The sequence below is a fragment of the Limnobacter sp. G6BE5S genome (genome assembly GCF_058448965.1).
Window position 1 is genome coordinate 269,431 of the sequence record NZ_JBZFLM010000003.1, and the last position, 20,449, is coordinate 289,879.

At 52.9% G+C, this 20,449-nt stretch carries 18 protein-coding genes and 1 pseudogene; 2 read left to right on the forward strand and 17 right to left on the reverse strand.

Going from position 1 to position 20,449, the window contains the following annotated elements; all coding sequences use genetic code 11:
• Positions 1-29 precede the first annotated feature (29 nt).
• Positions 30-770: a bifunctional demethylmenaquinone methyltransferase/2-methoxy-6-polyprenyl-1,4-benzoquinol methylase UbiE gene (gene ubiE, locus ACVL1J_RS06995; protein ID WP_159572061.1), complete on the reverse strand. Its 741-nt coding sequence runs from the start codon at positions 768-770 to the stop codon at positions 30-32.
• Positions 771-776: 6 nt separating this feature from the next.
• Positions 777-1,202, reverse strand: coding sequence for a gamma-butyrobetaine hydroxylase family protein (locus tag ACVL1J_RS07000; protein WP_159572058.1), 426 nt, complete (start codon positions 1,200-1,202; stop codon positions 777-779).
• A 184-nt stretch (positions 1,203-1,386) separates the two neighbouring features.
• On the opposite strand from ACVL1J_RS07000, the gene phoB reads away from it, so the two are divergent.
• Positions 1,387-2,094, forward strand: coding sequence for a phosphate regulon transcriptional regulator PhoB (phoB, locus tag ACVL1J_RS07005; RefSeq protein ID WP_008250307.1), 708 nt, complete (start codon positions 1,387-1,389; stop codon positions 2,092-2,094).
• A 40-nt stretch (positions 2,095-2,134) separates the two neighbouring features.
• Positions 2,135-3,481, forward strand: coding sequence for a phosphate regulon sensor histidine kinase PhoR (gene phoR, locus ACVL1J_RS07010; protein WP_341236799.1), 1,347 nt, complete (start codon positions 2,135-2,137; stop codon positions 3,479-3,481).
• Positions 3,482-3,597: 116 nt separating this feature from the next.
• On the opposite strand, the gene ACVL1J_RS07015 is transcribed toward phoR, so the two are convergent.
• The 15 genes and pseudogenes from ACVL1J_RS07015 to ACVL1J_RS07085 form a co-directional block, all read right to left on the reverse strand.
• Positions 3,598-4,047 carry an HIT family protein gene (locus tag ACVL1J_RS07015; protein ID WP_341236798.1) on the reverse strand — a complete coding sequence of 150 codons (450 nt, stop codon included), beginning with the start codon at positions 4,045-4,047 and terminating at the stop codon, positions 3,598-3,600.
• Positions 4,040-8,020 (reverse strand): DUF3683 domain-containing protein, encoded by a 3,981-nt coding sequence (locus tag ACVL1J_RS07020; protein ID WP_341236797.1) that lies wholly within the window; start codon positions 8,018-8,020, stop codon positions 4,040-4,042. The genes ACVL1J_RS07015 and ACVL1J_RS07020 overlap by 8 nt, the downstream gene beginning before the upstream one ends.
• 132 nt (positions 8,021-8,152) lie before the next feature.
• Positions 8,153-9,892: an arginine--tRNA ligase gene (gene argS / locus ACVL1J_RS07025; protein ID WP_341236796.1), complete on the reverse strand. Its 1,740-nt coding sequence runs from the start codon at positions 9,890-9,892 to the stop codon at positions 8,153-8,155.
• Positions 9,893-9,988: 96 nt separating this feature from the next.
• Positions 9,989-11,782, reverse strand: coding sequence for a PAS domain-containing protein (locus tag ACVL1J_RS07030; protein WP_341236795.1), 1,794 nt, complete (start codon positions 11,780-11,782; stop codon positions 9,989-9,991).
• Positions 11,783-12,244, reverse strand: a pseudogene (locus tag ACVL1J_RS07035) (GAF domain-containing protein); the annotation flags it as partial.
• A gap of 204 nt (positions 12,245-12,448) precedes the next feature.
• On the reverse strand, positions 12,449-13,699 hold the full coding sequence (locus ACVL1J_RS07040) for a DUF2254 domain-containing protein (RefSeq protein WP_341236794.1): 1,251 nt from the start codon (positions 13,697-13,699) through the stop codon (positions 12,449-12,451).
• A 10-nt stretch (positions 13,700-13,709) separates the two neighbouring features.
• Complete coding sequence (locus ACVL1J_RS07045; protein WP_341236793.1) at positions 13,710-13,997, reverse strand: hypothetical protein; 288 nt, start codon at positions 13,995-13,997, stop codon at positions 13,710-13,712.
• Positions 13,998-14,135: 138 nt separating this feature from the next.
• Positions 14,136-14,525 carry a hypothetical protein gene (locus ACVL1J_RS07050; protein ID WP_341236792.1) on the reverse strand — a complete coding sequence of 130 codons (390 nt, stop codon included), beginning with the start codon at positions 14,523-14,525 and terminating at the stop codon, positions 14,136-14,138.
• Between the two features lie 43 nt (positions 14,526-14,568).
• Positions 14,569-15,309 (reverse strand): sulfite exporter TauE/SafE family protein, encoded by a 741-nt coding sequence (locus ACVL1J_RS07055; RefSeq protein WP_341236791.1) that lies wholly within the window; start codon positions 15,307-15,309, stop codon positions 14,569-14,571.
• 16 nt (positions 15,310-15,325) lie between these two features.
• Positions 15,326-15,853: a GNAT family N-acetyltransferase gene (locus tag ACVL1J_RS07060; protein WP_341236790.1), complete on the reverse strand. Its 528-nt coding sequence runs from the start codon at positions 15,851-15,853 to the stop codon at positions 15,326-15,328.
• Positions 15,854-15,858: 5 nt separating this feature from the next.
• Positions 15,859-16,425 carry an LOG family protein gene (locus ACVL1J_RS07065; protein ID WP_341236789.1) on the reverse strand — a complete coding sequence of 189 codons (567 nt, stop codon included), beginning with the start codon at positions 16,423-16,425 and terminating at the stop codon, positions 15,859-15,861.
• A gap of 42 nt (positions 16,426-16,467) precedes the next feature.
• Positions 16,468-17,640: a tRNA nucleotidyltransferase/poly(A) polymerase-related protein gene (locus tag ACVL1J_RS07070; protein WP_491665225.1), complete on the reverse strand. Its 1,173-nt coding sequence runs from the start codon at positions 17,638-17,640 to the stop codon at positions 16,468-16,470.
• 41 nt (positions 17,641-17,681) lie between these two features.
• Complete coding sequence (locus ACVL1J_RS07075) at positions 17,682-18,677, reverse strand: glutathione S-transferase family protein (protein ID WP_341236788.1); 996 nt, start codon at positions 18,675-18,677, stop codon at positions 17,682-17,684.
• Between the two features lie 53 nt (positions 18,678-18,730).
• Positions 18,731-20,272, reverse strand: coding sequence for a cryptochrome/photolyase family protein (locus ACVL1J_RS07080; protein ID WP_341236787.1), 1,542 nt, complete (start codon positions 20,270-20,272; stop codon positions 18,731-18,733).
• A gap of 8 nt (positions 20,273-20,280) precedes the next feature.
• On the reverse strand, positions 20,281-20,448 hold the full coding sequence (locus ACVL1J_RS07085; RefSeq protein ID WP_159572013.1) for a DUF2256 domain-containing protein: 168 nt from the start codon (positions 20,446-20,448) through the stop codon (positions 20,281-20,283).
• Position 20,449 lies beyond the last annotated feature (1 nt).

Sequence of the window (20,449 nt, forward strand, 5' to 3'; positions counted from 1 at the left end):
AATTTTTCGCGTGTAGCCAATAGACACATTCAGGCGAATTTGGTTCCTTGGTGCAGGGCCACTACGCCTGCGGTAAAGTTGGTGTACTTCACCTGGTCGAAACCACTCTCAAGCATGATGCTTTTCAGGGTTTCCTGATCAGGATGCATGCGAATGCTTTCGGCCAAATATTGGTAGCTAGCGCTATCTTGGGCCACCACTTGACCAATTTTTGGCAGCACCTGGAACGAATAAAGGTCGTAAGCGGGTGCCAACAAGGGATTTACCTTCGAAAACTCGAGCACAAGCACCTTGCCGCCCGGTTTGATCACCCGGCGCATTTCGCTCAAAGCGATGTCTTTGTGGGTCATGTTGCGCAAACCAAATGCCACGGTGACCACATCGAAGTAATTGTCGGGAAACGGCAGCTTTTCCGCATCGCACAGGGCCATTTTTGGCAAATACCCGTGATCAATCATGCGATTGCGTCCCACCCGAAGCATGCTCTCGTTGATGTCAGTCAACCACACTTCCCCACTGGGGCCTGCTTTGTCCAGAAAAGCCTTGCTGAGATCGCCTGTACCGCCGGCGATATCAAGCACTTTCATCCCGGGACGCACACCAGCAGCCCGCACAGTGCTGGCCTTCCACAATCGATGCATGCCGCCCGACATCAAGTCGTTCATGATGTCGTATTTGGCGGCCACGGAATCAAATACCTCGGCTACTTTCTTGGCTTTTTGGTCCTCGGGAACCTTTTCGAAGCCGAAATCGGTAATTTTATCGTTCATGATTTTTCAGTGGCTCGCGCAGGCGCCGCCTTTCTTTTGTTCGAATGGAATGTTTTCTGGTGCATTGGGTTCACGACTGGCACCCGCAGCTTTCATGCGTTCCAGGTAGTCTTCCCACAAACCCTCTTGGTTTTCGCCCATCCACAGCAGGTATTGCCAGCTGAACAGGCCAGAATCGTGGCCATCTGAGAAAAACGGCTTGATTGCGTACATCCCCACTGGTTCCAGGTTGTTGACCATGACTTCTTTTTTACCAACCTGAAGGGTTTCCTGGCCGGGACCATGGCCACGAACCTCGGCCGAGGGGGAATACACCCGCAATAGCTCGAAAGGCAGGTTAAAACAGGCGCCAGTGTCGAATTCAATTTCGAGCACCTTGGACTTTTGGTGCACCACAATGCGTGTGGGGGTGGGAATATTGGTGGTTTCCATGCTGCTTAGGGTCTTTGGAATGCGTAATCCTCAAGTGTATCTCATCAAGGCCGACAGCGGTTTACACCATGGCCCGGGATTAATTTGATGACGATTCATTCAAGTGTCATATTACTGTCATGGAAATCCACTACTTTAGGTGACGTTGCACCAAACAAATATGCCAGAGAAGAGGAAAAACGAGATGTCCAGCACCATCCTAGTTGTTGAAGATGAACCCGCGATTGCAGAACTGATTGCCGTCAACCTGAGCTTTGCTGGGCACAAAGTGCTGCGGGCCGCCGATGCGGACCAGGCAAAAACCCTGATTACAGCTGAATTGCCTGACTTGGTGTTGCTAGACTGGATGTTGCCAGGCAAAACCGGCATTCAGTTTGCACACGAGTTGCGCGGCCACGAGCGCACACGCCACGTGCCGGTCATTATGCTAACTGCCCGCACAGAAGAACAGGACAAAGTAGACGGCCTGGAAGCAGGTGCAGACGATTACATTACCAAGCCTTTCTCGCCCAAGGAGTTGCTGGCCCGGATTAAGGCAGTATTGCGCCGCCGTGCGCCCCAGCTGACCGACGATATTGTGGAAGTACATGGCCTGAAGCTGGACCCGGTGACGCACCGCATCATGGGCCATGACAAAATTATCGACATGGGCCCCACCGAATTCCGCTTGCTGCACTTTTTCATGACCCACCCCGAGCGCGTACACAGCCGTACCCAACTGCTCGACCAGGTGTGGGGCGACCATGTGTTTGTAGAAGAGCGCACGGTAGATGTACACATTCGACGCTTGCGCCAGGCATTGACTATTTCCGGGCATGACCGCCTGATTGAAACAGTTCGTGGTGCAGGCTACCGCTTTACCGCAACGCAAAATGAAGGTGCACTAAACTAAGGGCTCCCCCCGACGGGATATTCCCCTAGAATACGCACCTATGACGTTCATCTTTTTTCGACTCATACTATTGGCCATGGTGCTGGGTGCAGCTGCCATCGTGGGCCAAATGGTTGCCGGGCCCACGGGCGCGGTGGCTGGTTCTATTTTGGCCTCGCTACTGGTCTATGCGCTCCACGTGCGCTCGGGCCTGCGCATTATTGCCTGGCTGGATGACTTCAAAGTCGAAAACGTGCCCGAGGTTTCCAGTTGGTGGGACGACCTCGCGGCGAAACTGTTCCGCTACCTGCGCTTGCACCAGCGCCAGCAACAGGCACTGACCAATGCCTTGGTCTCTTTCAGAACCGCCGCACAGGCCTTGCCCGATGGCGTTGTTACGCTCGATTCCGAAGGTCACATTTCCTGGTGTAACGACACAGCGCAAGACCACCTGGGATTGAAACTGGGCAGCGACATTGGCCAGCCCCTGATTAACCTGGTTCGAAATCCCAATTTCTCGAAATACATACGCAGCCGCTCTTGGGAACAACCCCTGATCATGACCGCCCCACGCAGCCGCAGCAAAGTATTGTCGGTACAGTTGGTCAGCTATGGTGACCAGCAAATGCTGGTACTTTCCCGCGATGTAACCCAGGTTGAAAAACTGGAACGCATGCGTCGGGACTTCATTGCCAATGTGTCGCATGAACTGAAAACGCCACTGACCGTGCTCAGCGGTTTTCTGGAAACATTTCGTGATTTGCCATTGAGCAAAGAACAACAAACCGAATACCTGAATTTGATGTACACCCAGGCCAACCGCATGCAGAACCTGGTGGAAGACCTGCTGGCTTTGTCGGCGCTTGAATCATCGCCCAATGCGGGTGAAGGTGGCGAACCAGTTGATTTGAGTGGAATTGCCCAGAAAACAGGTGATGAAGCCCAACAACTTTCCGCCGGAAAGCACGATATTTCGGTGGATGTTGACAAGGGTTTAATGGGTTTCGGCAATTCAGCCGAGATTTTCAGCGCCTTCTCGAATATCGTGACCAATGCTGTGCGTTACACACCCGCGCATGGAAAAATTTCCATCAGTTTGCGCAAGACAGAAAACGAGATTGGAAAACCCTGTGCAACGTTTGTTGTGAAAGACACTGGCATTGGTGTATCGGCAGAACACATTCCACGACTGACTGAGCGCTTTTACCGTGTGGACCGCAGCCGTTCACGCGAAAGCGGTGGTACTGGCTTGGGCTTGGCGATTGTGAAGCATGTGGTGCAACGCCACGATGGTGAACTGGACATTCAAAGCCGGCCGAATGCGGGCAGTACATTTACGATTCTGCTGCCACTGGCGAAGGCTGGTGCGGCTTCAAAACCTGCCGTTTCCGAAGCGACGACTGTTTGAGCGAAGCGACGTGTAGCTTTACCGCAAACCACCAATTCGGTTGCTGAGCGCGCAATCAACAGGCCTGGCTAGGTTAGGCTCACGTTGTGCGTGAGCCTAACCTAGCCAGGCCTTAATTACATGTTCGCTACGCCAGGAAACGCCGCCAGCAACTCAGCCCGCAATGCCAGCATCCACTTGGGCTTTGAATCAAGCACCAACTGCTGCCGGGGCGACAAGGAAACACCCTGCTTGGCCACAGCCCACACCGGAGCAGGAAAGTGTTTGTCGTCGGTAAAACGCGGAATGACATGCCAATGCAAATGGGGCACCACATTGCCAAGCGTAGCAATATTGGCTTTGTCGGCCTTGAATACGCGCAACACGAATTGCTCAAGCAATACCACCGCGTCCATACACAGCATCCGATCTTCCCGACTCAGGTCAGAAAACTCGCGAACATGGTCGTTCCAGATCAAGCGCAGAAAGCCGGGGTAATCGGCATCCACGGCCTCGATCACCCGAAATTTGCTGCAATTGAACACCCAATCGCCGCCCGGTGTGGCACACAGGGGGCAATTAGACAAGGATGCGCTCAATGCCGCCGTCGTTGGCGTCTTTCACGTAGTTTTGCAACCAGTCCTGACCCAGCACATGCTTGGCAACTTCAACCACAATGTAATCTGCTTGCAAATTGGCATCGTCGCTGTAGCGGCTCAAACCCTGCAAGCAGGATGGGCAGCTGGTCAGAATTTTCACATCGGCCTGTGGTGCGTTTTCTCGCACCTTTTCCGCACCCTTGCGCATTTCCTCTTCCTTGCGGAAGCGGACCTGCGTGGCCACGTCGGGGCGCGAAACACCAAAGGTGCCCGATTCGCCACAGCAGCGATCATTCTTGGTGATGTTCTGGCCCTGCAACTCGCTGTTCATCAACTGGTTCACAACCTTCAGCGGGTCGTAGGTTTTCATGGGTGTGTGGCAAGGGTCGTGGTACATGTACTTCGTACCCGTCACATTGTCCAGCGTCACGCCTTTTTCCATCAGGAATTCGTGGATGTCGATGATGCGGCAGCCAGGGAAAATTTTCTCGAACTCATAACCCTGCAACTGGTCGTAACAGGTGCCACAGCTCACCACCACGGTTTTAATGTCAAGATAGTTCAAGGTGTTGGCAACGCGGTGAAACAGCACGCGGTTGTCGGTGATCATTTTCTCGGCTTTGTCGTACTGCCCTGCCCCACGCTGCGGGTAACCACAGCACAGGTAACCAGGAGGCAGCACAGTTTGCACGCCCACATTCCACAACATGGCCTGCGTGGCCAAACCCACCTGGCTGTACAAACGTTCAGAACCGCAACCAGGGAAATAGAACACCGCTTCAGTGTCAGCCTGCGTGGTTTTCGGGTTGCGAATCACCGGCACGTAATCGCTGTTCTCAATATCAAGCAAGGCACGTGCGGTTTTCTTGGGCAAACCACCAGGCATGGGCTTGTTGATGAAGTGAATCACCTGCTCACGAAGTGGTGCCTTGCCCACCGTGGCAGGCGGCTTGGCGATTTGCTTGTTCAACATACCCAGCGACTTCGCCACTTTGTAGGCGCCACGCTGCAGCTTGTAACCAATGCCTGTCATGCCCACACGCATGGCTTTGATGGTGGCCGGGTCTTTCGCATTCAGGAAAGTCATGGCCAAGGCAGTGCCGGGGTTGAAGCTTTTCTTGTCCAGCTTGCGCAAAAGGGCGCGCATGTTCATGGACACATCGCCAAAATCGATATCGACCGGGCATGGCGTTAAACACTTGTGGCACACCGTGCAGTGGTCGGCCACGTCTTCGAATTCTTCCCAATGCTTGATGGACACACCACGGCGGGTTTGTTCTTCATACAAGAAGGCTTCGACCAGCAAAGAGGTGGCCAGAATTTTGTTGCGTGGGCTGTACAGCAAATTGGCACGCGGCACGTGGGTAGAACACACGGGCTTGCACTTGCCGCAACGCAGACAATCTTTCACGGAATCTGCAATTGAGCCAATGTCGCTTTGGCTCATGATCAGGCTTTCATGGCCCATCAAGTTGAAGCTGGGCGTGTAGGCATTGGCCAAATCACCGCCGGGCAACAGCTTGCCCTTGTTGAAACGACCTTCCGGGTCGATGCGCTGCTTGTAATCCTGGAACGGCTGCAATTCCTCTTTGGTGAGGTACTGGTACTTGGTAATGCCAATACCGTGCTCACCGGAAATAACACCGTCCAGATTCCGGGCAATTTGCATGATGCGGTCAACGGTGTGTTCCGCTTCACGCAACATTTCGTAGTCGTCAGAATTCACCGGAATGTTCGTGTGCACATTGCCGTCGCCAGCATGCATGTGCAGCGCCACGAACAAACGACCGCGCAGTACCTGCTTGTGAATGGCTTTGCATTCTTCCATCACGGGCACAAACACACCGCCTTCAAAAATGCGGTTCAGGTTGTGGCGCAGTTCGGTTTTCCAGCTAACCCGAATGGTGCGATCTTGCAACACATCGAACACGGTCGCTTCAGGTTGATCTGCCAAACGCTTTTCAAGCGCGGCATCCAGATGACCCAAACCAATTGTTTTCAACACTGCATTGGCTTGTGCCAAAGGCATGTTCATATTGCCCAGCAGCCAGCTCCAGCGCTCATGCACGCCTTCAAGCAACTCAACGGCGCGGCCAACACGGTCGCCCACCAGGTCTTCAGTCGACAACTTGGTGGAATCCACTTCGTCGGTTTTGCCCAGGGTCAAGGGCTTCTCAAAAAAGGCTCGAAGCGCTGCAACCAGTTTCAGTTTGTTGCGAATCGACAATTCAATGTTGATTCGCTCGATTTCATCGGTGTATTCGCCCATGCGCGGCAGGGGAATAACCACGTCTTCGTTGATTTTGAAGGCGTTGGTGTGGCGCGCAATGGCGGCGGTGCGGGCGCGGTCAAGCCAGAACTTCTTGCGGGCTTCGGGGCTAACTGCCACAAAACCTTCACCTGCGCGGCCGTTGGACAGGCGAACCACTTCAGAAGCCGCTTGGGCCACTGCATTTTCATCGTCGCCCACAATGTCGCCAAACAACACCATTTTCGGGAAAGCGCCACGCTTGGACTTGGGGCTGTATTTCACCGCGCGCAAATAGCGCTCGTCGAGGTGCTCAAGGCCCGCCAAAATGGCGCCCATGGCTTTGCCCTCGGTATCGAGGTAGTTCTTGATTTCGACAATTGAAGGCACTGCGTCGCGGGCCTGGCCGTAAAACTCCAGACACACCGTGCGGGTGTGTTTGGGCATGCGGTGCAAAATCCACTTGGCCGATGTGATCAAGCCATCGCAGCCTTCTTTCTGGATACCGGGCAATCCGGCCAGAAACTTGTCGGTCACGTCTTTGCCCAAACCCACTTTGCGGAAGCGTGCGCCCTCAACGGTAAGGCGTTCGGTTTTCAGAATTTTGGCATTCGGTGCCAGGCGGCCATCGGACCACACCAGGTCAAAATCGGCCTGGGGTGCGTCGTGAATTTTGCTCAGGTTGTGGTTGACTCGAGTCACCTCAAGCCAGTCGCCCTGTGGGTCGACCATTCTCCACCACGCCAGGTTATCGAGCGCAGTACCCCACAACACGGCTTTTTTGCCGCCCGCATTCATGGCCACGTTGCCGCCAATACAGCTGGCTTCGGCCGATGTGGGGTCAACTGCAAACACACGACCAGCGGCTTCAGCCGCTTCCGATACGCGCTTGGTGACCACACCCGCACCCGAAAACACGGTTGCGTATTCCTCAGAAAGACCAGGCAACACTTCCATTTTGACTTGGCCAAGTTCTTCCAGCTTTTCGGTGTTGATGATGGCCGACAAGGCCGTGAGTGGCACCGCGCCACCGGTGTAACCCGTGCCGCCTCCACGTGGAATAATGGTGAGACCCAAGTCGATACAGGCTTTGACCAAACCAGGAATTTCAGATTCGCGGTCGGGGGTGAGCACCACAAACGGGTACTCTACGCGCCAGTCGGTGGCGTCAGTTACGTGGGAAACACGCGACAGACCGTCGTACTTGATGTTGTCTTTCGCTGTGTGTTCACCCAACACCTTGCGGGCACGACCACGCAAAATGGCCATGGCTTCCAGCTCACGCTGAAACTCGAATACTGCTTTTTCGGCCACGGTGAGTAATTCACGAACCTTGGCACTGCGATTGTCTGTATCCGTTTCGACCGCGGCTTCTTTCACTTCCACCCGACGGGCGTCAATTTCGCCCAGGCGGTGAAACAAAGCTTCGATCAGCGCAGTCAGGCGCTTGGGATTGTCGAGCAGGTCGTCTTGCAAATACGGGTTGCGGCGCACCACCCAGATGTCGCCCAATACCTCAAACAGCATGCGTGCTGAACGGCCAGTTTTTCTTTCCTGGCGCAACTCTTGAAGAATGTTCCAGGCCGACTCGCCCAGTAAACGGATCACGATTTCACGGTCCGAAAACGAGGTGTAGTTGTATGGAATTTCCCGCAGGCGAGCGGTTTCGCCGGCAGAGGGTTTCAATGTGTTTAATTCGACGGGTGCGTTCATGCAAAACCTTTAGACTGCTTAGCCTTTTATGGTACCAAAAACCAGGCACCTGCGCCTAGAGTGAGGACTCCTCAAACTCAGCTCAAAACCCTTATTCGACAAGGGTTTTGAGCCAAAATCGCCAGAACCCGGTTACATCCGTTTGGGCGCGGAAACACCCAAAACCGCCAGGCCGTTCGCCAACACGGTCGCCACAGCCACGAGCAAGGCTACACGCGCGGTTTTCAAGGCCAGGTCGTCGATGCGCACTCGCTCGGCATTGTAGAAAGTATGGAATGCGCCAGCCAGCTCACGAAGGTAAAAAGCGATGTGGTGTGGCGCCAACTCATCGGCAGCCTTGGACAAAATGTCCGGGTAAGAAACCAACGTTCTGAGCAAAGCAAGTTCAGATGGCGCACCCAGAAGGGCCAAATTGGCGCTGTGAACCGTTGCCAAATCCACTTCGGCCTGATCGAGAATGGAATGAATCCGGGCATGGGCATACTGCACGTAATACACCGGGTTTTCATCGGATTGGGCCAAGGCCAGATCAACATCGAACACGAACTCGGTGTCGGCTTTGCGGCTGACCAGGAAAAAACGCACGGCGTCGCGGCCTTTGACGAGCGCCTCTGGCTGTTCCAGCATAGGCTGGCTTTCATCCACCCCGCCCGACCAGCAAATCAGGTCGCGCACGGTGACATAACTGCCGGCACGCTTGGAAATTTTCACTTCCTGACCGCCCTTCATGACAGTGACCATTTTGTGCAGTACGTAATCGGGGTAGCCCTGCGGAACACCCACATTGCATGCCTGCAAGCCAGCGCGCACGCGGGCAATGGTGCCGTGGTGGTCGGTGCCCTGCACATTGATTACCTTGCCAAAGCCGCGCTTGAATTTCTGGATGTGATAGGCCACATCGGGCACAAAGTAGGTGTAACCACCTTCGGATTTGCGCATGACCCTGTCTTTGTCATCGCCGTAATCAGTCGAGCGCAACCACAGTGCCCCGCCTTCTTCAAAGGTTTTACCAGAAGCAACCATCAGCGCCACTGCGTCTTCTACCTTGCCCTCGGAGTAAAGCGAGCTTTCAAGGTAAAACTGATCGAATTTCACACCAAAGGCTTGCAAATCCAGGTCTTGCTCGGCGCGCAAGTACGCCACAGCAAAGGCGCGAATTGACTCCAGGTCTTCCACATTGCCATTGCCTTTCACTGGTTCACCGTCAGCGGCCTGCACTTCCCGGCCAGCCAGAAAATCAGTAGCGATATCGGCAATGTAATCGCCGTTGTAGGCACTTTCGGGCCATTCAGCATCGCCGGGTTTAAACCCTTTGGCACGGGCTTGAACTGAAATCGCCAAGGTTTGAATTTGCACCCCGGCATCGTTGTAATAGAACTCTTTGTGAACCTTCCAGCCCTGCGTTTGCATGGCTGCCGCCATGGCGTCGCCCAATGCAGCCTGGCGACCATGGCCTACGTGCAGCGGGCCGGTGGGGTTGGCCGAGACAAACTCGATGAGTACAGTTTCGTCAGCATGGGCCTGTGATTTACCAAATTCCGGACCTTGCTTCAGTACCTCGGCCACCACAGCAACCCGGGCTTGCTGGCTTAACCGAATATTGATAAAGCCTGGGCCTGCCACCTCAACAGCGTCGACCAGCCCCGCACATGACGGATTGGCCTTCACATGGTCGGCCAGCAATTGCGCGAGTTCGCGTGGGTTGCGGCGCGCGGGCTTGGCCAACTGCATGGCCAAATTGCAGGCTGCATCGCCGTGGCTGGCGTCTTTGGGCTTTTCCAGCGCCGCCACGCCCTCGAAGGGCTGATTAAGGGCAGCAGCAGCGGCCGCTTCGAATGCGGCGATCAGTGTGTTTCGTTGTTGGGCAAGCATGTGGAGGCGTCGGGGCAGTGTTGATGAGCTAAGCCCCTGATTGTACCAAGGATTCCACGCAAGGTACTTGAACCAACAACATGCCCAGCCTTTGAATTATTGGTAAGCGCCGGGTTCCCGCAACACCAACAGCACATGGCGCGTCGAACTGCGTACCTCCGTCGAAGGGCGAACCTCAACAACACACGAGCGGCTCACCCCGTTGGGGTCGAGGTACTGGAGTTGAACCGAAGCATTTTGCCACTTCATAATGGCCTGGGTTAACTTGCGCACGCCACTTGATCCAAATGTCGCGACAGCAAACCATTCGGGATCTGCATTCAATATTGAATCCGGATCTCTATTGAACCTGTTCCCGAATGCATCATTGACATACACAACACTACACGTGTCAGTGGATTCTGCATTTAATTCAAGCAAAACAACGGGTGATTCACTAAGCGCAAGTGCCTGCTCGGCAAAGGACAGTTGCTGCTGGTTTCTGTGTTGACTTGTAACGTCATTAATTACGCAGTAAGACGCGTTGTGCCCACGAATAAACTTTGTTTTGATTAGTTTACCGGTGGTGGGCACATACAGTTCATACGACTCGGACGCACCTTGATATCTCATTTCCGAAAGCGCCTTCGACAGCGCTGCCGGGGTCAGCCCGGGAAGCAATGTTTGTATTGATGTGCCAGCAACAAAACCACTTACAGCACCCAAAATACATTTGCGGGCTGCTGAATTGGCAAAAACCACCAAGTTCGAGTTGTCGAATTCAAGCAAGCCATCGCTCATATTCTGGAGAATCAAATCTCGAGTGAAAGAATTGGTTTCAGCGTCCAACCTGGCGGCTCTTGGCTCGGTCACGTCAATCAGAAAAACACTTAGATTAGGCTTCTCGCCAAGTACGGTGTCGACATTTAACAGGATCTGATACCAGTGTGTAAGCCCAAATTGTTCCCGTTTAAATTCAAGTCGCTCTGATGAACAGCTTTCCAGGCATCGCGAAAGAACGGCCTTCAACTCACGCCCAGAGAATATTTCCAGCGCGACAAGCACCTCATCCAGAGGTGGTGCGTGGCCCAAAAGGCCAATCGTTTTACGAAGCTCGGGCGCTATGTATATTTGACCAGTTGCTCCGTGACAAAAGAAACCGGGAGCGCACAAGGCTTTTGACATCGATGCGTTGTAAGCAGCGGCCAGATCCATACTCTGGGACTGCAAGTTAACAGTTAATGCTGCCAGGAACACACCAGCTGTGGATGAATCTGCACCGCCGTCCCAACTTAGTTGAACAGTGTATGTACGAAAGTAACCACCATGATTCTTGAGCTGAAGCGTTAAACTGCGCCGCCCACCATTGTCGCGTACTGCCTTGCAAGCCTGAATAAAGCTGGCGATATTGGCTGGGTGAAGAAAATCCAGCAGCCGGAAGGCCAAACTGTGGGTATCACCAACCACTTTTGCCGTGTAATCGGGGCAGATGTGAAATTCGCAGTGATCAGGAATAATCAACACCGACGATTTTGGTGCATCACGCTGCACGATGTGAATTTGCATCTCGCCACGTTTGTATAACGATGCCCCCTGCCCAGCTATTTTTACCTGTTCGCACACTTTAAGCACTGTGCCATCGGCCAGACCCATTTGATAGCTGAAAGGCTCACCAGAAGCCCTACACCTCTCTTCCAGCACGCGCTCACGATCACAGTCGAATACTTGCCTGGTAAACCAGTCTTTAACAACTGAGGTTTCTTTCGGGAAACCCAGCAAATGCGAAAGGGTCTCATCCATTACCACGCTGTCATTGACAAGAACTCGGGTCCAAACAGCGTTGAACTCCGTTCCAGGGATGGCTCTAGGCGTATTTGAGCGGCTACTTTTCAGGAGCAACAATTCGGCCATGCGACCCATTTTCTCAATGATCTGTACCTCTGAAACAGTCCATTGGCGAGGCGTTACATCGAGAATACAAAAGCTTCCAATTCGCGAGCCCGCGGAACAATACAATGGAACACCGAGATACGATCTGAGCCCCAACGGGCCTGTGACCAAAGGATTCAACTTGTACAAGGGGTCCGTTAATGTGTCTGGGATTTTGTAAGGCTCGCTACTTTGAATGGTGTGCGTACAAAATGAACCGCTTCGATCGGACTCGCAAACATTCAATCCGGTTTTCGCTTTGAACCACAAGCGATCCCGATCAACCAAAGAAATCAGACAATACGCCGCATTGAACACCCGAGATCCGAGTTTGACCAAAGCATCCAGTTCTGGCTCGGAAGGACTGTCCAACAGTTGAGTTCTGTATAAATCAGCCAACCGCTCCGATTCTTTTTGGTTGGGAAAGGCATCAGAAACGATCAAGACAAACTCACCAGAATCAGGGATTTATGTAATAACGAGCTCGGGCAGAAATCCGAGACGCGTGCTTTTTTGCGTTGCAACACTTAGCACACGTTATCGCATGAATCAATTCAATGAACTGTGTGAAATAGTAAAATTATTGCGAATGAAACAATCGTTTTCAAATTGTGGCGTCAAAAAAACAAACTACTTAATAAATTTAAATTACTTACAAAGAGACGCCCTTCTCACCGCTTCAATGTCTTCGGGCAAAGTCATGGTCAACTCATTTCTGGCCAATGCCCTTCGAGAATGCTCCAGGCAAGCCGAGCGAATGGCTGGATTGCCAAAACCGGCCATGGCAACAAATGCCTTTTGCAACCGGATAGACACCTCGACCGTGCCCGCTGCATCCCTGGCCAATCCATTGAAAGCATCATCAAACATGTCAACTTCTCGAATGGAGGGAACGCTGATGCGGTCGTACACCACCGTGTCATCCGGGTTGTTGTCCCCACTGGCCCATTGATGAAAAAGTCGTGTGGCCGTGCCAATCACGTCAATGGCAGTGCCGGGATCATTCACCGCCGGGGACAAGGCCCGGCAGGCAATCTCGCACAAAACAATCAAGCCGAATCTAGGGTCTTGGTCGTAAGTTCGCTGATCGGCCAAGTAAAAGGCAGCCGCCAATTCAGCCAGGCAATCGATTTGCTGCTGGGGTGAGCCCTGTATAAAGGCCACCGGGTTAGCCGGCGTACAAAACTTGCCTGGCAAAACGACCATTTCGATTTCGATATCAAATTTTTCAGCACAGGCTTGCAACGACGGCATGTCGACGCGTTGCAAATACCCCACCTTTGACAAGACCAGCGGAACGCCCTGCAAAGTGGTGGAATTTGAACCTGGCTTACCACCAAGATAGGGTTGCTTTAACCGGCTGACAAATGACGCGGCCACGGCCACTTCAACTTTGTCAATGGTGTTACCCATGCGACCAAGGCGGGCAATGCTGTCCATCCACCGTATGAACGTGAGGATAACCAGGGCAAAAACCAGCACACTGACCACGAACAGTGCAAACCGGCCCGCGTGCTCGTACAGGTCGTTCTGAAGGGCCACCAATGACACAGCCCCATAAATGAACACGCCGATAAAAACAGACAGGGCGTTCTGCGAGGTGTCGTCTGCCAACACCACTGAAAAGGCGCGCGGCGTGGCGGAATTGCTGGCCGAGGCATAGGCAGTCACCATGGCCCCCACTGCAAACATGGCAATAACCAACATGCTGGAGGTGACCAAATTCAGCAAAGTCTCAATGGAATCAGTGCTGACATCGGGCACCCAGACGGACGCATTGGTTTGATCAGCCAATGTCGCCAAAAACGCAAAGGCAACTGACAGCAAACTGACCAGCAAGGGTTTCACCCAAAGCTTTTCGCGAATTCGGTTCCAGTGGAACAACAGGTTTTCCCGCATTGCTAAGTCCTTATTTCTTTTTGGCTACCCAGGCAAAATGCCTTTGCAAGGCTTCATCGGCGAGCAGTGTTTCGGCGCTTGAAAATTGCTTGGCCAACCGCATTTCATCATACAAATCATGAATACCATCGTGACAAAGCCTGCAAATATTGACGCCCTTGTTCAAAGTTTCTTTATCAAAGTTTTTTCGGTAAAAAGCACGTCGATGTAATTTTTTAGGAATGAGGTGATGAAAGGTTAGCGCAGCAAACCGTTTACAGCACAAACACTGACCACTTTTTAACCGGGAAGAAGGCATTGCTCACACCTGCCAAGCTCAAAGGTTTTTCTTCACCAAATCACGCATTCGGAGGGCATTCTCAGTACCTTCACCTTCCAGCCCCTCAACAACACCGGAACCGAGGTTTCCTCAAACTGCTTGGGCAAATACATGGGCTTACTTCACGATTTGAATTTGGGCTGGGTCGACTACAAGAATTCGGGTTTGATCCGCAAATTGCTCAATCAAACCTGACACCACAATGGTTTTACCAAAAAAGAATTTTGGCAAGTCGTGAATACCTTGATAGGAATACCAAGTGGCGACACGGCCATCAATGACCACAGTCAGGTTGGCAGAATCGCGAAAATTGGTGTGTGAATTGAGATCGACTTCATCACGATCAGTGCGAAGTTTGCTGGAGCGAACTTTCATTTGAACCTGGACTTCCTGATTCAATCGGGTAAGCGCCTTCTCTGCAGCGATCGGGGCTGCCTGAACCAGGCCGATGCCCGCCAAACCAGTCAAACCCGCCGATACGCACAGGGCAAGAAGCATGCGCCGCATGTTTTACTCCAAGGCATTTGTGTGGCTTTCAGTGTATATCAGCCTACAGCCAAACGACACGCACAATCATGTACCCGCCCAAGGCCAGTAGGCCTACAAAAAATACGGTTTTGAATGTTTCTGCACTTATTAGCGTTCGGCATTTTTGCCCGGCCAATACACCTGTCATGGTGGGAATCAAGCACAAAGTGGATTCCCAGGCCGCCGCCAGTTCGAACCGCCCTTTGAAATACAAACCCACCGCCAAGGCAAAAGTGCCCACGGTGAATACAAGCCCCAAGGCTTGCAGCAATTCATCTTTGCTCATACCCAATGAATTCATGTAGGGCGCAGAGGGCACTGACGACACCCCGGTTGCCCCAGCCAAAAAGCCGGTAAGCCCACCCACCAATGGCGACGCCCAACGTTCATTGCCTGCATTCACATGCATATTGAACTTGAACAAACCCAACATGGCGTACACGAACAACACCAAACCCAATGCCAGCGTGGCATAGGCTGGCGTGCTACCGGTTAATACGCCCACGCCGAAGGCTGCACCAATGCACACCATGATCAACAGCGCACTGAACCGGCGCAAGGCTTGCAGAAAACCGGGACCAACCAGCATTTGCCACACATTGCTCACCATGGAGGGCACCACGATTAATGCAGCCGCCTGCACGGGTGGCACAACCACGGCCATCAAGCCGATAGCAATCGGCGGCAGGCCCATGCCGGTCACACCTTTCACAAAACCTGCCACCAAAAAAGCCAGCCCCACAACCAGGGTGTAATCGTTCACTTCCAAAATTTGTCCTTTAGATTGGTACTGGGCTGGAATTGCCGCCATCGCCCAAAGCACGCTGCATGATGAGTGTGCCCACCCAGCGATTGAATTTGTAGCCCACGTTGGGCATGCGCCCTACTTCTTCGAAACCCAGCTTGCTGTGCAATTCAGCCGAACCGGCCGTGCCCCCTTGTGTAATGACGGCCACCATTTGACGCCAAGGGCCTAGTTCACACCGGCGAATGACCTCGCTTAGCAAAGCCGCGCCGATACCCTTGCCTTTGTGGCTTGGCGACAAATACACCGAGTCTTCAACCGCGTATCGATATGCGGGCCTGGGCCTGTAAGTGGCTGCATAGGCATACCCCACAATTTCAGCGTCAATTTCGGCAACCAGGTAGGGCAACTTTGTGTTCAGTATGGCTTGCCAGCGTGCACACATTTCTTCAAGTGTGGGAGGCACCAACTCGAAGGTGGCCAGTTCATGCAATACGTAGTGCGCGTACAGCGCGTGCACGACAGTCATGTCAGCCAAGGTGGCATCACGAATCGTAAGCATGGTGCTTATACCCACTTCACCACTGCAGGCGCTTCGTATTCCTTGAACGCTGCCAAAAGCTTGCTGGCATCAGTGTGTGCCATCAGCATGTTGCGGTGCTGCGGGCGAATAAAAGCCTCTGCATGTGCATGGTCCAGAAATGAAAGCAAGCCATCGTAATAACCGTTTACATTCAAGACACCCACAGGTTTGTGGTGGAAACTGAGTTGCGCCCAGGTCAGGATTTCAAACAATTCCTCGAAGGTTCCCAAGCCACCGGGCAAGGCGATAAAGCCATCGGACAATTCCGCCATCATGGCTTTGCGCTCGTGCATGTCACGGGTTACATAGAGCTCGGTGAGCGCGGGGTGAGCCAGTTCTTTGGTGACCAGTGTTTGAGGAATAACACCAACCGCACGCCCGCCAAGCCTTAACACCTCTTCAGCCACAGCCCCCATCAAGCCCAAATTGGATCCGCCATAGACCAGCCCCAGCTGGTTGGCCACCAGCGCTTGGGCCAAAGCCCTTGCGCCTTCGGCATACTCGACCCGGCTGCCCGAGCTTGAACCACAGTACACACAAATGTTTTTCATAAAGGTTCAAGCAAGAAGATGGGGCCACCCCCGATCGAAGAATCAAAAAAATCTGGAATGCAATGCATTAACCCAAGCCTGGCGTGCTTTAGCGGCCACTTGCGCCACTGGCTCGCCTGCTTGAACATTGGCGATTTTATCACCAAGGAAAGCTTTGTAATGCCCCTGTTCCACTTCTGCCACAGCATGATCTACACATTGGCTTAATGGACTGTCACCGAGCAAGTGTTGAATCAGGCGGTTCACTTGTTGCAAACGTGCTGGCTTGCGAAATACATCCACCCGATTAAAAAACTGGCCTGTCGCAGCGGCATCAAAATGAGCTTGCTGCGCGAAAGCATGACTAATCGACGCAACCACTGCCAAGTCCTCGGTATCGCGGGGCAAACGCCATGCTTTGGCAAGGGACTTGATTTGAGCAGGATTCAGGAAAAACCCCAGTGAATACACCCAACGGTCCTCGGCATTGTGCAAACCGTTCAAGCGATCGTACTCGGGTTTATCGAAGCCGGAAAACGGCACCTGACAGCTTGGGGCCAGTTCGCCCCAGGCATTTAATTTACCAATCAACTTCAGCATTCGCGAAGGCTTTTCTTCGCCCATGCCTTTGTGCAGCTCAGCGTAAATGCGCTCAGCCACCAAGTGTTTCAACTCGCCACTGTCGCGCAGTTCGCCGCACAGGGCCATTGTTTCTTCAGCCACTGAGAAATCAAGAAAACGCGCGAGAAAACGTGCCAATCGAAGCACGCGCAGCGGGTCTTCAGTAAAAGCGCTGCTGACATGGCGCATCAATTTGTTCTGAAGATCCTGAACGCCATTGAACGGATCGACCAGCGCACCAGTCGCACTCATGGCCATGGCGTTCACGGTGAAATCGCGCCGCGCCAAGTCTTCTTCCAGGGTGACCGAAGGGTCTGCGTGAAAGGTGAAACCCTTGTAACCATGGCCACTTTTTCGCTCGGTGCGGGCCAAGGCGTATTCTTCTTTGCTCACAGGGTGAAGAAACACGGGAAAATCTGCACCGACTGGCGTGAATCCTGCAACCAGCATATTGTCTACAGTGGCGCCGACAACAACCCAGTCTCGATCGCTGCTGGTACGGCCCATTAAGGCATCACGAACGGCACCGCCGACCACATAAACCTGCACAGTAGGCGGTAGTTGTGCGATCACGGAGTCAGTCTGAAAACCTTTTAGTTTGGGGTGAAAGGCCATGGGCAACACAGAAATCAATGTTGCCCAAGATTACCACCGAATCAAGCCAAGTGGCTTGAGGGCAAACGGGTGCGGTTGTGCTCACGCGTGTAATCAATTGACGGACCGGCAGGCACAACCCGGGTTGGGTTGATCATGTCGTGGCTGTAATAGTAATGCCGCTTGATGTGATAAAAATCGACTGTTTCGGCAACACCGGGCCACTGGTACAACTCGCGCACATAATTGGAAATGTTCGGAAAATCCTCAAGCCGTTGTCGATTGCATTTGAAATGGCCGTGGTATACGGCATCAAAACGAATCAGGGTGGTGAACAAACGCCAATCAGCCTCGGTGATTTGAGCACCCACCAAAAAGCGGTTGTTCTCAAGAATTTTCTCAATTGAATCGAGTGCCATGAACACGCCGTTGTAGGCTTCTTCGTAGGCGCCCTGTGTGGTTGCAAAACCGGCACGGTACACACCGTTGTTGATGTTGTCGTACACCAGGCCGTTGACGCGATCGATCATCGTACGCAAGTGCTCGGGGTAATAATCGTCGCTGTTCCCTGTCATTTCATTGAATGCGGAATTGAACATACGAATGATTTCCGACGATTCATTGCTGACAATTTGATTCGTTTTTTTACACCACAACACAGGCACAGTGACACGCCCCGAATAATCGCGTTTGTGGCGTGTGTAAATTTGATGCATGAAGTCACTGTTGAACAGGGCGTCGCCCGTGCTAGCCTCATCGGCATTGAAGGTCCAGCCGTTGCTGAGCATGTCAGGGCTGACCACCGACACGCCAATGTGACTTTCAAGATTTTTCAGTTTTCGGAAAATGAGTGTGCGGTGCGCCCAAGGGCAGGCCAAAGACACATAAAGATGATATCGACCACTTTCAGCCTTGAAGCCGCCCGCGCCTGTTGGCCCGGCACTGCCATCGGCGGTTACCCAGTTGCGAAGTTGCGCACTTTCGCGCTGAAATTTGCCACCACTGGAACTGGTGTCATACCACTTGTCATGCCACTGACCATCTACAAGCAAACCCATGTGTGTACTCCTTGAATTGCAACAACCAGCCTTAACCTTAGCAAAGCAGGCGCTTACAGTTGTTCAATATTCTTGAAGGTGTCGGCCACTTTTTCCCGAAGTGCAGTGCGTTGGGCATCATCCAGCCGCGCGATGTTCTTGGCCATCAGACCTGTACGCGGGTTGGCCGACAGCATTTTTTCATGCTGATCCAGAAAGCCCCAATACAGCGTTGTGAACGGGCAAGCCTTGTCGCCGATTTTTTCGGTCGGGTTGTATTTGCAACCAGTGCAATAGTTGCTCATGCGTTTGATGTATGCACCCGATGCAATGTAAGGCTTGCTGGTAAATCGCCCACCATTGGCAAACAAAGCCATGCCTGCCACGTTGGGTAGTTCAACCCACTCCACGGCATCCACGTACACGGCAAGAAACCAGTCTTCGACCTGTTGGGGAACAATACCGGCCAACAAGGCAAAATTACCAATCACCATCAAGCGTTGAATGTGGTGCGCGTAGCCATAATCAAGCGTTTGACCAATGGAATCTTTCAGGCAATTCATGTGGGTTTGCCCGGTCCAGAACCACTTGGGCAAGTTGTGATTAGCCTGCAGAAAGTTGTCCTCACGCATCTTGGGCATGTCGAGCCAATACACACCGCGCATGAATTCGCGCCAGCCCAGAATTTGACGGATGAATCCTTCCGCACTGGCCACATCCACCTTGCCTGCGCGGTATGCAGCCTCTGCTTTTTGAATCACTTCAAGTGGATGCAGCAAATGCAAGTTGATAGCACTCGACACCAAGGAATGCCAGCCAAATGGCGTGTTGGTCCACATGGCGTCCTGATAAGACCCGAAATTTGAAAATCGATGTTCGATGAATGTATCAAGCGCCTGCAAGGCCTGCGCGCGTGTTACCGGCCAAGCGAAGTTTTTCAGCGTGCCGGGGTGATCCGGAAAGTTTGCTTCAACCTCAGAAAACACGGCGTGGGTTATTTCATCAGGCTCAAAAAACTCAGGGGGCGTAATGTTGCCGGGGCCAGCTTTTGGAAACGCACTGCGATTGTCGGCATCATAGTTCCATTTGCCACCGGCTGGCTCACCGCCATCCATGAGTACACCCGTGCGCTTTCGCATTTCCCGATAAAAGTATTCCATGCGCATTTGCTTGTAGCCGCTGGCCCATCTCGCAAACTCTGCACGGCTACACAAATAATGCGTGTCTTCCAGCATGCGAAGTTTCAGGTTTTCGGACTTGGCCAGCTTTAAAAATTCCTGCTCCAGTCGCCATTCGCCGGGTTCAGCCATGTCCACACTGGTCAAGCCATGCTGTTTGCACAACGCAGCAATTTCCTGCACCAAGTTGTTTTGACCGGTGTCGCCAAGTTTGCGGTAGTGAACGGTGTAGCCGGCTTTGCGCAATTCTTCAGCAAAGTGGCGCATGGCACTGAGAAACAAGGCGATACGTACCTTGTGAACCCACACCACGGTTGACTCAACCGGTGATTCCACCATAAGGACTTCGGCTGATTCGGGAGGGTTGGCCAGGAGTGCCGGATTTTGAAGGTCGAGCTGATCGCCCAACACCACCACTGCTTTGACTTTGCTGCTCATATTATTGACTACTGCTTTTTTGGGGCTGCCTTGCGGCAGGCGTCTGAACAATACTTCACTTCATCCCAATTCTTGGCCCAGTTTTTTCGCCAAGTCATTTCCTTGCCGCAAGCCACGCAAGGCTTGCTGGGCAAATACGATTTGTTGCCCTTGTACGACTGCTGCTTACTGGCCACA

Coding starts and splice junctions, on each gene's coding strand:
- ubiE (WP_159572061.1), bottom strand. CDS start 770: ATGAACGATAAAATTACCGATTTCGGCTTCGAAAAGGTTCCCGAGGAC.
- ACVL1J_RS07000 (WP_159572058.1), bottom strand. CDS start 1,202: ATGGAAACCACCAATATTCCCACCCCCACACGCATTGTGGTGCACCAA.
- phoB (WP_008250307.1), top strand. CDS start 1,387: ATGTCCAGCACCATCCTAGTTGTTGAAGATGAACCCGCGATTGCAGAA.
- phoR (WP_341236799.1), top strand. CDS start 2,135: ATGACGTTCATCTTTTTTCGACTCATACTATTGGCCATGGTGCTGGGT.
- ACVL1J_RS07020 (WP_341236797.1), bottom strand. CDS start 8,020: ATGAACGCACCCGTCGAATTAAACACATTGAAACCCTCTGCCGGCGAA.
- argS (WP_341236796.1), bottom strand. CDS start 9,892: ATGCTTGCCCAACAACGAAACACACTGATCGCCGCATTCGAAGCGGCC.
- ACVL1J_RS07030 (WP_341236795.1), bottom strand. CDS start 11,782: ATGGCCGAATTGTTGCTCCTGAAAAGTAGCCGCTCAAATACGCCTAGA.
- ACVL1J_RS07040 (WP_341236794.1), bottom strand. CDS start 13,699: ATGCGGGAAAACCTGTTGTTCCACTGGAACCGAATTCGCGAAAAGCTT.
- ACVL1J_RS07045 (WP_341236793.1), bottom strand. CDS start 13,997: ATGCCTTCTTCCCGGTTAAAAAGTGGTCAGTGTTTGTGCTGTAAACGG.
- ACVL1J_RS07050 (WP_341236792.1), bottom strand. CDS start 14,525: ATGCGGCGCATGCTTCTTGCCCTGTGCGTATCGGCGGGTTTGACTGGT.
- ACVL1J_RS07060 (WP_341236790.1), bottom strand. CDS start 15,853: ATGCTTACGATTCGTGATGCCACCTTGGCTGACATGACTGTCGTGCAC.
- ACVL1J_RS07065 (WP_341236789.1), bottom strand. CDS start 16,425: ATGAAAAACATTTGTGTGTACTGTGGTTCAAGCTCGGGCAGCCGGGTC.
- ACVL1J_RS07070 (WP_491665225.1), bottom strand. CDS start 17,640: ATGGCCTTTCACCCCAAACTAAAAGGTTTTCAGACTGACTCCGTGATC.
- ACVL1J_RS07075 (WP_341236788.1), bottom strand. CDS start 18,677: ATGGGTTTGCTTGTAGATGGTCAGTGGCATGACAAGTGGTATGACACC.
- ACVL1J_RS07080 (WP_341236787.1), bottom strand. CDS start 20,272: ATGAGCAGCAAAGTCAAAGCAGTGGTGGTGTTGGGCGATCAGCTCGAC.